Annotated in this window: 11 protein-coding genes and 1 pseudogene; 10 read left to right on the top strand and 2 right to left on the bottom strand. The window is 31.1% G+C overall.

Annotation, left to right across the window (positions count from 1 at the left end):
- Positions 1–261: 261 nt before the first annotated feature.
- Together CC89_RS19625 and CC89_RS15455 are read left to right on the top strand one after the other, a co-directional pair.
- Positions 262–501: a hypothetical protein gene (locus CC89_RS19625; RefSeq protein WP_051931882.1), complete on the top strand. Its 240-nt coding sequence runs from the start codon at positions 262–264 to the stop codon at positions 499–501.
- On the top strand, positions 485–1,567 hold the full coding sequence (locus CC89_RS15455; RefSeq protein WP_051931880.1) for a Sapep family Mn(2+)-dependent dipeptidase: 1,083 nt from the start codon (positions 485–487) through the stop codon (positions 1,565–1,567). Before CC89_RS19625 ends, CC89_RS15455 begins: the two co-directional genes overlap by 17 nt.
- A 219-nt stretch (positions 1,568–1,786) precedes the next feature.
- On the opposite strand, the gene CC89_RS15450 is transcribed toward CC89_RS15455, so the two are convergent.
- Positions 1,787–3,304 (bottom strand): sigma 54-interacting transcriptional regulator, encoded by a 1,518-nt coding sequence (locus CC89_RS15450; protein ID WP_286161374.1) that lies wholly within the window; start codon positions 3,302–3,304, stop codon positions 1,787–1,789.
- A 360-nt stretch (positions 3,305–3,664) separates the two neighbouring features.
- On the opposite strand from CC89_RS15450, the gene CC89_RS15445 reads away from it, so the two are divergent.
- From CC89_RS15445 to CC89_RS15435, 3 genes are all read left to right on the top strand, one after another.
- Entirely contained in the window at positions 3,665–4,624 is a 960-nt protein-coding gene (locus tag CC89_RS15445) for a glycosylasparaginase (protein ID WP_035287747.1), read from the top strand.
- A 333-nt stretch (positions 4,625–4,957) separates the two neighbouring features.
- Positions 4,958–5,566, top strand: a complete 609-nt coding sequence (locus tag CC89_RS15440) for a copper homeostasis protein CutC (RefSeq protein WP_035287745.1) — start codon at positions 4,958–4,960, stop codon at positions 5,564–5,566.
- Between the two features lie 48 nt (positions 5,567–5,614).
- A complete protein-coding gene (locus tag CC89_RS15435; RefSeq protein ID WP_035287744.1) occupies positions 5,615–5,926 on the top strand; it encodes a PTS sugar transporter subunit IIA in 312 nt (103 codons plus the stop codon).
- Positions 5,927–6,837: 911 nt separating this feature from the next.
- Here CC89_RS15435 and CC89_RS15430 read toward each other — a convergent pair.
- Complete coding sequence (locus CC89_RS15430) at positions 6,838–8,145, bottom strand: IS110 family RNA-guided transposase (protein WP_035291097.1); 1,308 nt, start codon at positions 8,143–8,145, stop codon at positions 6,838–6,840.
- Between the two features lie 373 nt (positions 8,146–8,518).
- Between CC89_RS15430 and CC89_RS15425 the strand changes: the two genes are divergently transcribed.
- From CC89_RS15425 to CC89_RS15405, 5 genes and pseudogenes are all read left to right on the top strand, one after another.
- The gene (locus tag CC89_RS15425; RefSeq protein ID WP_035293743.1) at positions 8,519–9,067 is read left to right on the top strand and encodes a GNAT family N-acetyltransferase; all 549 of its coding nucleotides are present in this window, start codon (positions 8,519–8,521) and stop codon (positions 9,065–9,067) included.
- A gap of 165 nt (positions 9,068–9,232) precedes the next feature.
- Complete coding sequence (locus CC89_RS20830) at positions 9,233–10,375, top strand: S66 family peptidase (RefSeq protein WP_035293741.1); 1,143 nt, start codon at positions 9,233–9,235, stop codon at positions 10,373–10,375.
- Positions 10,376–10,518: 143 nt separating this feature from the next.
- Positions 10,519–11,325, top strand: coding sequence for a nucleoside phosphorylase (locus tag CC89_RS15415; protein ID WP_286161373.1), 807 nt, complete (start codon positions 10,519–10,521; stop codon positions 11,323–11,325).
- A 200-nt stretch (positions 11,326–11,525) separates the two neighbouring features.
- Positions 11,526–12,098 carry a GNAT family N-acetyltransferase gene (locus CC89_RS15410; RefSeq protein ID WP_035293737.1) on the top strand — a complete coding sequence of 191 codons (573 nt, stop codon included), beginning with the start codon at positions 11,526–11,528 and terminating at the stop codon, positions 12,096–12,098.
- Between the two features lie 224 nt (positions 12,099–12,322).
- Positions 12,323–12,820, top strand: a pseudogene (locus CC89_RS15405) (GNAT family N-acetyltransferase).
- The last annotated feature ends 381 nt before the right edge of the window (positions 12,821–13,201 follow it).

Raw genomic sequence — 13,201 nt, 5'->3', positions numbered from 1 at the left:
ATGACATTATCTATACCAACAAGATATATGCATTCACCTAGATTAATAATTCATCGAAAAGATTATGTACAAACAGTAAAGGTTATTGCAGAGTTTTGTAAAATATTAATTGGAAATTGATAGAAGAATAAAAGATAATAATAGATAGCTTTACGAAAATTTTAGGAGAGTGAGTATTATGGATTTATTAAAGATATTAAAATAAATAATAAGTTTTTTAGAGGATTTAAAATTGTATTAAAGGAAAAAACAATTAAAGATGTGCCTGATGAATTTAATCCTTTTGGTAAGGGAGTAGCAAAAGGATTAAACTGTGTATTGGACATAGCTAAATCCTATGGATTTAATACAGTTAATTTAGATAACTATGTAGGCTATGCGGAGTTTGGACAGGGTGATGAATACGTAGGAGTATTAGGACATATAGATGTGGTGCCGGAAGGCAATGGTTGGAATACAAATCCCTTTGAACCTATAATAAAAGATGAAATTATACGCTAGAGGAGCCATAGATGATAAAGGGCCAATAATGGCAGCTCTTTATGCAGCAAAACTATTAAAGGATTCTAATGTTAAATTATCCAAAAAAGTTAGAATTATTTTTGGAACTAATGAAGAATCTGGTACAGAGGATATAGACTATTATTTAAAGAAAGAAAAAGCACCTAAATATTGTTTCACTCCAGATGCATACTTTCCAATAGTAACCTCTGAAAAGGGTATTTTTACCTTTGAATTAGTTCAAAAGTTAGAAAATAATCTTTGTGGCTATAAACATAGACTATATACTAAAAGGTGGCAAATAAAATCTAATATAGTTCCTGATTATTGTGAGTGTAAAATAATACATGATGGCAATTCTAAATTACTTCAGGTATTTAAAGATGAAGGTTTAAAGGAAAAGTATAGAATAGATTTAGAATCTCATGAAAATCACATTATTATAATAAGCAGAGGAAAAGCTTCTCATGGAAGTACACCAGAAGCAGGAGAAAATGCTATAGCTAATATGATATTATACTTAAATGAAATATTAGATTTTCAAGATAGCTTTACAATGTTTTTAAAGGATTTTTCACAGTTAATTGGAAAGGATTATAGTGGAAGTAAATTAGGAATAAATTTTTGGGATGAGGAGTCTGGAAATTTAACTTTAAACTTGGGAATTATTAATGGTAATAGTTCAGAAATACGCATGAGATTTAACATTAGGTATCCAGTTACAGTTTCTAGTGATAGTATAGTAAACAATATTAATGAGAAAATAAAAGATACTAATTTAACTTTTCATATGGGAAATCATAATCCACCATTGCATTTCCCAAAGGAGCATAAAATGATAAAAGCTTTAAAAAAATCATATGAAGATATAGTAGGGGAGGAAGCGGAACTTTTATCTACAGGTGGAGGAACTTATGCTAAATTAATGCCTAATACAGTAGCTTTTGGAGCCTTATTTAAAGGTAGTGAGGATTTAGCTCATAAAGCTAATGAATTTATAGAAATATCCTTACTTGAAAAATGTATTAAAATTTATGCTAAAGCAATTTATGAATTAGCTAAATAATTTAGTAATATTAATATCTCAACTTTGCGCATGATTTTTAGAATTTATATTAGATAATAATTGAAATTATAAATAGCAAATATCCAATATCAATAATGTGGACTTTTTTCATTTCATTTAGAAAATTTCTGATTTATTTTTCAATCAATATATAACCCAGCACTCAGTGAAAGATTAATGAATGAACTATTACTGAGTGCTGGGTTGGATTATATACTTTTATAGACTAGGTCTTTCATATAAGTATATAGTAAAAATAGTTAAGAAAAGTATTTCTGTATTAGATAAATTAATATTGTAAACTCTTTCTATAACAGATTTTAAGCTTAACGATATAGTATAGTAGTTTGGAAAAACAGATTTAATTTTATTTAAAGTAGGTAGAGAATCAAAGTCCATTAGATTAATTCTGTCATATACCATATCAAGGTGAATACGAAAGAAATTTTTTACTATATCATCAGTGAAATAGTTTGTAAGTTCATTATCTAAATTGGATAAACTTGATAAGAACTCCTCGTATGCAGAATTATTAAGGCTGTATTGATAACTTGAAGCAACATCTTTAATTATATTTAGATAATCTATAAAAAAGTCAATGATAGCTTCACTGCTTATTTCTTTATTAATCATATTACTAGCAGTATCCTTTATTAGCTTTTTAAAACTATTGAGAATAATATGCTTCTGCTTTAAAAATGAATGACTAGTTATTACGGAATTTTTATCATATATAAAATAGCCATCTACCATATCTAAGGAATCTAATAAAACCCTTTCTTGAGATAATTGAGTATTTAGCATGTTTTTTAATTCATCAGGTAAATCGGGACTATTTATTTTAATTTGTTTCTTATTATGAATAAAATAGTCTGAATAAGCGTTAGCAATGGCTAGTTTAATATCATTTTTCAACTGACCTACATTATAAGGGCAATGATAGGATAATAAACAAAGCATTGTGTTATAGGATACCCAAATAGGCTTATTTAGTTTTATACTTTCATTTTTTATAAAATATTCTACAAGGGTAAGTCTTTCCTCTAAAAGCCTTTCCTCTAATCCCGGTATGTAAATTTTTATTGGAATTCTCCTTATAAATGTATCTAAAAGAGAAGAGCTTATATCCTTATTTGTTGCACAGATTATACGAGCGGAAGAATGAATTTTTTTTGTTACCTCTCCAAATCTCTTAAAGTAGCCTGTATCCATAAACACAAAAAGCATTTCTTGACCTTCACTAGGAAGATTGTGTATTTCATCTAAGAATAAAATACCTCCGTCAGCCTGCTCTATTAGTCCAGCTCTGTTTTCAGTTGCACCAGTAAAGGTGCCTTTTTTTACGCCAAAAAGATGGGAACTTAATAGCTGGGTGTTATTTGAATAATCTGAGCAGTTAAAATGTAGAAAAGGCATGTTTTTCTTAATATCTAGTGATTTAGCATATTCATGCATTAATTTTGCTAACATGGATTTACCAACACCAGTGTCTCCGATAATCAGGCAATTCATTCCGTTATCTGGATACAAAATAGCTGTTTTAGCTAGTTTTATAGATGGTATCAATGATGGATAGAGATAAGCTAGATTATCCATAGATGATTTTGCCGTAAAATCTACATTAGTAGAATTGTTTAAAAAGTATTTTACAGGTCTCGAACTATTTTTATATAATAAGCCTTCATTAACTAGTAAATTTAAGTCTTTACTTATATTAGACCTCTCTAAATTTAACAATTCACTAACTTCAATAGTGGTTACTCCACTACCTTTATCTAATGTTTTTTATAGAATTGTATACTAAATCTATTCTTTTCATAATATCCTATCCCCTTATAAATAATGAAGTGTGTAATTAATTTTAAATTATTGTGTCAATAATTGTGTAAATAAAACACACTATGCAGAAAATAACCTATGTAAACGTGTATATGTATTATTCTACAATACACTTGATACAAAAATCAATTATTAGTTAGGAAAAGTGTTTAAAAGCATAAGTAAATTGAAAAATCATTGTGTATTTTATAGTTGGCATAGTTATTGCATAGATAATAAGTATCAATAACTAACAATTAAGAATGGAGGAAAAAGTTTATGAAGTGGGCAATAATAGCAACGTGGAGAATGGCAGTTGAAGGAATAACTAAGGCATGCAAATCATTAGAAGATAAAGCCCCAGCAGGAGATGCTATAGAAGAGGCAATTAGTATGGTTGAGGATTATCCTTTTTATAAATCAGTTGGATATGGTGGATTGCCAAATGAAAACGGTGAAGTTGAGTTAGATGCAGCTTATATGGATGGGGATACTTTATCTATAGGAGCAGTAGCTGGTATAAGAGATTTTAAAAATCCTATAAGTATAGCTAAAAAATTAAGTGACGAAAGATTCAATTGCTTTTTAGTAGGAACTGGAGCAGATGAATATGCTCATAAAAATGGCTTTGAAAGAGTTAATATGTTAACAGATAGAGCTAAAATGCATTACAAGAAAAGAGTTAAAGAAACTGTAGAAAAAGGTTTAAGTCCTTATGATGGACATGATACCGTTGGTATGATAGCATTAGATGCTAATGGCTCTATGGCTTCTGGTACATCAACTAGTGGGTTATTTATGAAAAGAAAAGGAAGAGTTGGTGATTCACCAGTTTGTGGTTCAGGTTTCTACGTAGATAGTGAAGTGGGAGGAGCAACAGCTACTGGACTTGGAGAAGACTTAATGAAGGGCTGCATTTCCTATGAAATAGTTAGACTTATGAAAGATGGATGTACTCCACAGGAAGCTGCAGATAAAGCTGTTGAAGATTTGAATGAAAAATTAATTAAAAAGAGAAAGAAAGCAGGAGATTTATCTGTAGTATGTTTAAATAATAAGGGTGAATTTGGAGTAGCAACTAATATTGATGGATTTTCTTTTTCAGTGGCTACAGATAGTAAGGAACCTACAGTTTATGTATGTAAAAATGTAGATGGAAAAACAACCTATGAAGTAGCAAGTCAGGAATGGTTAGATGCATACACTAAAAGAATAACATCTCCTATAACATTTGATTAGTTTATTATAATAGCTTAAAATTCAAATTAGTTTTACTAGCATTTTGCATCATTACAGTACTTTTCAAATACACATTTTTTAGTTTCTTGAATTAACTAGCACTATAGATTAAGAAGTGTTATAGATAAAGCAATGTTATAGGTAAAGTAGTATTATATATAGATAAAGCAATGTTATAGAATAATTAGTTTTGTAGATTAAAATACAGTTATGATATTATAAGTATGCATAGGTATATGAAATAAACTTATAATTATTAGTCAACAAAACTGCACTTTAGCATAAGAAGTGGCGGGAGAGTTTCATAAGCATATAAAACAAGGGGGAAAAGCAGTGAGTATTTATGAGGCTTGTGTAGGAAAATTCAAAGATGCTATCTCTATGGAAAAGTTAGGAGCCAACAGAATAGAATTATGTGATAATTTATTAGAGGATGGCACTACTCCAAGCTATGGTACTATAAAGACAACTATAGCTAATGTAAAAATACCTGTAATGGTTATAATTAGGCCAAGAGGGGGTTCCTTTGAATATTCAAGGGAAGAAGTAGAAATAATGAAAGAGGACATCAAAATAGCTAAAGAATTAGGTGCTCATGGAGTAGTTATTGGTGCCTTAGTCCATAGCAATATAGATATAAAAACAGTGAGAGAACTAGTAGAAATATCAAAGCCAATGAGTGTAACTTTCCATATGGCTTTTGATGAAATAGAGGACAAGTTCTCTGCTATAGATCAGCTGGTAAGTTTGCAAGTAGATAGAATATTAACTAAAGGCGGAAAAGTTAATGCCTTAGAGGGAAAAGATGAATTGAAAGCTTTAGTCCAATATGCTAATGGAAGAATTACAATTATGCCTGGAAAAGGTGTTACCAAAGAAAATAGACAATATATTTTAGATTATACAGGTGCAACTGAAATTCATGGCAGTAAGGTAGTTTAAAAGTTAAATTTAATAATGGACAGTTAAAAAAGAAAAGAGGAGATAGGTATGGAGGATTTAGAATTAATATCATTCCAATTAATTAGTAATGTAGGAGATGCAAAGTCATCTTTATTTCAGGCTCTAAAAGCATCAAGAGAAGAGAATTTTGAGCTAGCAGAAAAATGTGTTGAAGATGCAGAGGCAAGTTTATTAAAGGCTCATGAATCACATAGTTCATTAATTCAGCAAGAAGCTTCGGGCGAACCAGTAAAAGTATCATTGCTTTTAATGCATGCAGAAGATCAATTGATGACCACAGAAACATTAAAAGCAATTACCGAGGAAATGATTTTAACACATAAAAAATACTCAAAATAATCATATGATTCAACCACAAAAGAGAGTGCCCACAAAAGGTACAATGTAGTGGAATTATGAAATTTCTCCTCCATGACTTGCATAAGAACTGGGAACAATAAATTTAAACAGCTCCTTTGCTTCTTATGCAAGTCATTCAAGAGAAATTTCATAATTTAAGTAATGTAATACTTTTGTGGGATAATCATGATATAGTTTAATTAAAACATTTAAGGAAATTTGTAATTGTACTATTGACAGTTTTTATTGAACATGTTAATATATTACACAATTAAGTGATATTTCACAGCTTTCAGTGCACTGGAGTATTAGTTTTTAGTTAACTTAAAGGTTGTAATTTTTCACTTAAAATTGTCAAGAAATATACCATGAAGTGAGTGTATCTAGGGTTATACTTAAATTAGAGTTACACCTGAGCATAGCATTAGTTATTAGTGTGTTGCTGGGCTAATATTTATACTTCAATTAAAGTTATACCTGAGCGGTACAGGGAGACTTTCTAAATGTACAAAGAAATTTCCTACACGCAGATTAGAATTTAAACCTGCGGAGTCACGATTTAAGAGTGACTCTGTGGGTTTTTTGTTTTATAAACAGAGCTCTTAGCTTCAGATGGAGTTTTTACTCCAACTGAAGGTTAGAGAGCGTTATCCAGGGACGTAGCTGCCGTTATCTCCCACTTTGTAAGAAGTGGGAGTGTTACGGCAGGTAGTCATCGGATAAAAATAAGTATTTTCTAAGATTTTTCATGAAAGAAAAAATCTATATTTCATATTAATTTTTTAGTCCAGCTAAGAAATGTCAATAAGAATTAAAAAAATAATTAATATTTTTATTATCTTAAAAAAGGGTAACCTTAATAAACTTTTGTTAGACTAACAAAAAACGGAAATTATATTTATGGAATTATACTACGCAGCGAAGCCGCATTTCGCTTTGAGATAATTCTTTTGGTGTTCTTCTGGTGTAATTATTTCAAATTCTTTCCCATCACGAAGAATGGCAAATAATACGTTACAAACTTTATGCATAACTGCCCCAAGAGCAATCATTTTAGGCTTACTTTGGCACTTTAAAAGATAGTATTCTCGAAGTACTTGATTTTTGGCGGAGCCATCTTTGTTTTTGCTTATGCTGATTAATGCCATAGTGTGAATTACTCTTCTGGCAATTCGAGAGCCTCGCTTTGACATACTGATTTTTGTGCCATTAAAGTTGCCAGATTGCTTTACTGCTGGATCTAAACCAAAATAAGCAAAAAGCTGTTTTGGTGAGTTGAACGCAGAGAAATCTCCGATTTCTCCCATGAGGCTTACAGCAGAAAGAAAACCTGCACCTTTAAATGTTTCAATCAAGTGAATTTGCTTTACAAAATCAGTATTTTCATTTTCATCAACAAGCTTATGCATTTCAGAGAGTATAGAAGAAATCTCTTCATCATACTTTCGAATAAAGCTTATGTATAATCTAATACGCTTAAAATTACTACTTACAGAATAACCGAAGGTCTTTGCATCATTGGCAGCCTTTATAATGGCATTATACTTATTATTAGCATATGTAAGCCCAAAACGAGCTGTAGATCTTATAGAATCAATAATCTCTTCTTTGGAAGCATTTAAAAATGCATCTGGAGATGTGTATGTTTCTAATAAGGTTAATGATGTATTAGTAGTTATTTTTGAAAAAATTTTAAGGTATTCTGGAAATACCATCCGAAGTTCACTTTGAAGTTTGTTCACATAAGCAGAACGGTTGTCCATCAAATCATAATACTCTCTTGAAAGATTTCTTAAATCAAGAGCAAGATCTGATGGCATAAGAGATACTTTTAAATCTGGCTTTAAGCCTATTAAGGCAGCTTTTTTTGAATCAAATCTGTCATTATGCACTTTTCTAATGTTAATGTTTGTGCTATTCTTAGTGATGATAGGATTAATTAGGTTAACATTAAATCCAGTATCACGAAGATAGCAGAAGAGTGGGTAATGATAAATTCCCGTGGATTCTAGGAAAATGCGACTTTCCAAAGAATACAACTCTTCTGCTTCTTTTATTTTAGAAACAGCGAGTTCAAGGGAATCAATGTTTGAATGTAGTATTTTAAAAGGCTTTCCAACAAAGGCCTGGTTAGGAAGTGCGATAGACATCCAACTGAAATCTGCACCAACATCAATACCGACCGAGATAAATAAATTTTTAAATAAAATGTTTGACATGAGCAAAAGCTCCTTTCCGATAGGAATCCATTTCCATCTAATGAGTACACAACCTTGCGAGTTATACAGGTATAGCCTGAGGCTCCCAACCAGCCGAATCATAAAACCTCATTGAATGGACTAATTGACTAAATCACGGGTATGAGTCAGCAGATACTGACTTCCCAAGGAGGAAAACATTATTTGTCCTATCCTTGAAGATTATACTTTATGAAAAGTCTGGAGTCTATATAGGAACCGTCAAGCATGATAATTAACTAAGATAACATCTGATGAAGGAAGAAATCCTTCTTCTGTTATCTATTATAGAAACAATTAAATTGAGATGAGTAGTCTTAATGACTACATCATTATTATACAAGGAGGAATAGCTATGGGGAGAATATTAGGAAAAAGAATTATGCTGAGAGAGTACAAAAAAGAAGATTTAATTTACATTAGAAAATGGGTGAATAATCCCAATATTACTAAGTATTTATCAGACATATTTTTATATCCACATACATTGAATGAAACGGAGAATTTTTTAGACTCAATATTGGAAGGAAAAACTAAAGGAAAAAATTTTATAATTGCCAATAAAGATACAGAAGAATATTTAGGACAAATAGATCTTTTAACAATAGACTGGAAAAATAGAGTTGGTTTATTGGGAATTGTATTAGGTCAAGAAGCTAATCTAGGAAAGGGATATGGTGAGGAAGCTATAAGGCTTCTCTTGGATTATTCTTTTAATAAACTTAATTTAAATAGAATAGAACTTTGGCTTCATGATTTTAACAAAAGGGCATATAGATGCTACTCAAAATGTGGTTTTAAAGAAGAAGGTAGAAGGAGAAATAGTTTTTATGTAGATGGTAAATATACGGACTATGTTTTGATGGGCATATTAAAGGACGAATTCACGGGGATGGTTAAGTAGTGTAGTAGTTTTTATGGAAACAAATGCAATGATAAATATATCGGTTGTTAATTTAGGATAAAGCTTCAAAGGAGTTTCAAACTTAAGGGATAGTTTAAATAATAGTAATTTAAATTACTATTAAAAAATGGAAAATTATTTTTCAAAATAAGGAGGAAGATTACAATGAAATGCAATAAGTTGAAATTTGGTGATGAAATAAGAGTGATATCACCAGCTAGAAGTATGAAGATAATAACTGAGGAGTTAAGAGAAATAGCTAAGAGGCGATTTGAGGAAATGGGGCTTAAGGTGACTTTTGCTAAACACGTGGAGGAATGCGATGATTTTTCATCAGCTAGTATAGAATCCCGTGTGGAAGATATCCATGAGGCTTTCTTAGATAAGAATGTAAAAGCCGTTATAAGCACAATAGGGGGGTACAATTCAAATCAGTTATTAAGATACATTGATTATGAAATTATAAAAAGTAATCCTAAAATATTTTGTGGTTTTTCAGATATAACCGCCTTATGTTGTGCAATTTATAAGAAAACAGGACTTATAACTTACTACGGACCTCATTTTTCATCTTTTGCCATGGAAAAAGGTATTGAATATACAACAGAGTATTTTAAAAAGAGTTTTTTAGATGAAGAAAGCAAAGTAAAAGGGGAAAATAACCAAGAAAACATTGCTGGGATAGATAGTGAGGGAAATTTTAATAGTCAAGAAAGTATTGATGAGGCAGATAATGTGAAAAACTTTAAAAACCATGAAGTTTGTAAAAATAAAGTTAACAGGGAGACAAACACTAAAAATAAAACTTATATGGAGATTAAACCTTCAGAATTTTGGAGTGATGACCCTTGGTATAGAGAGCAGGGAAGTAGAAATTTTATTTCTAACGATGGGTATTTAGTTATAAATGAAGGGGAAGCAAAAGGAACTTTAATTGGAGGAAATTTATGTACATTCAATCTTCTTCAAGGCACAGAATATATGCCTTCACTAAGAAATTCCATATTGTTTATAGAAGATGATGACTTGGTTGATGCGGAAACTTTTGATAGAGATCTTCAATCTACCATACATCAACCAGGATTTGAAGGAGTAAGAGGAATTCTTATAGGGAGATTTCAAAAGGCTTCAGCTATGACAAATGAAAAGCTTATAAAAATAATAAACACAAAGAGAGAACTGAATAATATACCAGTTATGGCCAATGTGAATTTTGGACACGTAACTCCAATTGCAACTATTCCTATAGGGGGTTGGGGCAGAATGTCCACTGGCAGCAAGAAGATAGAAGTAAGAACGAATAATTAGTGTATTAGTTGGTTAGTGTGCCAGGTAGGAACTGGAGAACAGGAATTAGGGACGGTTAAGTAGAAATTGGGAAATTGCAATATTAACTCAGATGTAGGTTAAGTAGAATAATATAAATAAAGTTAGTAAATTAAATAGATTAAATGAGTAAAGGCATTGATGATACTAAGGGGGAATTGGTTATGCTAAAAAAGGAATTTCCAATACTAGAATTTGATGATACAAAAGAGGCAGTTATCGAACCTCATAAGATAATAGAAAAGTTAGATATACCCGAATATGCGGTGATGTGTTTTTTTAATGATGTTTTAGAGAAATTAAAGAATCAGGGAAAATTAAAGCCTATAGCATCTTTTAAATCTGAAATAGGAGAAAATCCTATTTATGAATTGGAGTACGAAGGAAGGAAAGTTGTTGTTTTTAATCCAGGAGTAGGGGCGCCACTAGCAGCTGCAGTGTTAGAAGAGGCAATAGCTATGGGGGTAAATAAATTTATTGCTTGTGGTGGTGCAGGGGTTTTAAATAGAGAAATTGCTGTTGGACATCTTATGATAACAGCTTCAGCAGTAAGAGACGAAGGAGTGTCATACCATTACCTTGAACCAAGCAGAGAAATAGAAGCTAATAAAGAGGCGGTAGAAGTAATAAAAGGAGTTTTAGAAAGACATAAATGTAAGTATTTAATATCAAAAACATGGACAACAGACGCCTTTTACAGAGAAACTCCACAAAAAGTAAAATTGAGAAAAGAAGAAGGATGTGTAACCGTTGAAATGGAGGCAGCAGCTTTCTTTGCAGTGGCAAAATTTAGAAATGTAAAGCTTGGACAAATATTATATAGTGGAGACGATGTAAGCTGTGAAGAATGGGATTCAAGAAATTGGCATGCAAGAGGTGAGATAAGAGAAAAGTTATTTTGGTTTGCCGTAGAAGCATGCTTAAAACTATAAAGAGGCAATTTTAGTGGGCTAGAAGTCAGTGTGACAGTTGGCCAGTGTGATAGATTTAAGTGGCTAGTGGAATAGAGGGCTAGATGAGAGTGACACAGCGTGCTAGTGGGATAGAGAAGGTGACGTTTTCTAGGCGGTGTTGAGGAAAATATTTGAATTGAACACTGAAAAACAATCATTGTGAAGAAGGAGGAGTTAGAATGTACTTTAAAAAACTTATAGGACAAAAATGTTATTTGTCTCCTATAAATGTGGAGGACTACGAAAAATATACTAAATGGGTTAATGATATGGAAGTATCTGCGGGCCTTGTATTTGCATCCAAACTTATTGGAATCGAAGCAGAAAAATCAGTTTTAGAAAGGATTTCTACTAATGGATATAATTTTGCAATTATAGATGTAGAAAAGGATGAACTTATTGGAAATTGTGGATATCCAAAGCTAGACCATATAAATAGAATAGGAGAAGTAGGTATATTTATTGGTAATAAAGATTATTGGGGTAAAGGCTACGGTCAAGATGTGTTAAATCTTTTATTAGACTTTGGATTCAATGTATTAAATTTACACAATATTTCTCTAAAAGTATATTCATTTAATAAGCAAGCTATAAAATGTTATAAAAAAGTGGGATTTAAAGAGGCTGGGAGACTTCGAGAAGCAAAACTTATAGCTGGAAAAGCTTATGATGAAATCTTTATGGACATTTTAGACAAGGAATATCAATCAATTTACGTTAATAATATAGTAGATAAGAAATCACAGAAATAAATTACAGAAATAATACGATAAAAATGGGGACGGTTAAGTAGAATAATACGATAAAATAAAAATGGCGATGGTTAAGTAGAACAATTAAACTAAGTAGATAATAATTAAGAAAAAATAAAACGATGTTAAGTAAAATTCAAACAACGATACTTAACTGTCCCCAAAAAAGCTCCTTAAGAAAGAGGGAAAACTTAAAACTAAGCAGGGGTAGTATGGAGTTGAGTATGAACTTAAAAATAAGACCAGTAAGAATTGAAGATGCAGAACCTATAAATGAAATAAGAAGGCAAGATGGAGTAAGAGAAAACACCATGGGTATTATCAGTGAAAGAATTACAAGAATTCAAAATATCATAAATAATCTTACTGAAAATGACCATATGTTAGTTGCCGAGATTGAAGAAAATGGCATTATAAAAGTTGTAGGAGCTGCAACTTTATCAGTTAATAGATCAAATAGGGTAAGACATTCAGGGAGTATGGGTATATCTGTACACAAGGATTATACAAGGCAAGGGCATTGGAAGAGCTTTGATGACTAGTCTATTGGATATAGCAGATAACTGGCTTATGCTTGTAAGAATTGAACTTGGAGTTTTTGTTGATAATGAAAAGGCCATAAATTTATATAAATCATTAGCTTTGAAATTGAGGGCAGAAAAAAATACGTAGCCATCAGAAATGGAAAATATGAAGATGAGTATATAATGGCAAGATATTAATTTACACAGAAATTAAAAGTTCAGTAGCAAACTAAGGGGGGAACAAAAGCAATCATGTATAGAGGTGTAAGCATCAAATTTTCTATATGGAAAAAGATATAGATAAAAAATGGGAGAGATATATATGTTAATTAGGTTTACTAAAAAAGATGGGGTTTTAGATGATGAAGAATTTTTAGATATAGAGATTATAGGGTCTAAATAATATCTTAGCAAAACATAAAGTAATTATTAAATAAAAGTATGTTTTAGGATTTAAGCAGGGATTAATAAGGTCTAATTAATACTTTGATAAAACTTATAGTAATGATTAACCCACAATAAGGTAGAATGTAATGGAATTATGAAATTTCTCCTCCATGACTTGCATAAGAGTTTGGA

This window comes from Clostridium sp. KNHs214, from assembly GCF_000744935.1.
Lineage (GTDB): Bacteria > Bacillota > Clostridia > Clostridiales > Clostridiaceae > Haloimpatiens.
Note: the sequence above shows the minus strand (reverse complement) of the source record. Positions and strands in the feature narration are given on the sequence as shown.

Bases quoted from the DNA above. Each gene is read 5' to 3' on its own strand.
- CC89_RS15455 (WP_051931880.1), top strand. From the start codon at position 485: ATGAAATTATACGCTAGAGGAGCCATAGATGATAAAGGGCCAATAATG.
- CC89_RS15445 (WP_035287747.1), top strand. From the start codon at position 3,665: ATGAAGTGGGCAATAATAGCAACGTGGAGAATGGCAGTTGAAGGAATA.
- CC89_RS15435 (WP_035287744.1), top strand. From the start codon at position 5,615: ATGGAGGATTTAGAATTAATATCATTCCAATTAATTAGTAATGTAGGA.
- CC89_RS15430 (WP_035291097.1), bottom strand. From the start codon at position 8,145: ATGTCAAACATTTTATTTAAAAATTTATTTATCTCGGTCGGTATTGAT.
- CC89_RS15425 (WP_035293743.1), top strand. From the start codon at position 8,519: ATGGGGAGAATATTAGGAAAAAGAATTATGCTGAGAGAGTACAAAAAA.
- CC89_RS20830 (WP_035293741.1), top strand. From the start codon at position 9,233: ATGAAATGCAATAAGTTGAAATTTGGTGATGAAATAAGAGTGATATCA.
- CC89_RS15415 (WP_286161373.1), top strand. From the start codon at position 10,519: ATGAGTAAAGGCATTGATGATACTAAGGGGGAATTGGTTATGCTAAAA.
- CC89_RS15410 (WP_035293737.1), top strand. From the start codon at position 11,526: ATGTACTTTAAAAAACTTATAGGACAAAAATGTTATTTGTCTCCTATA.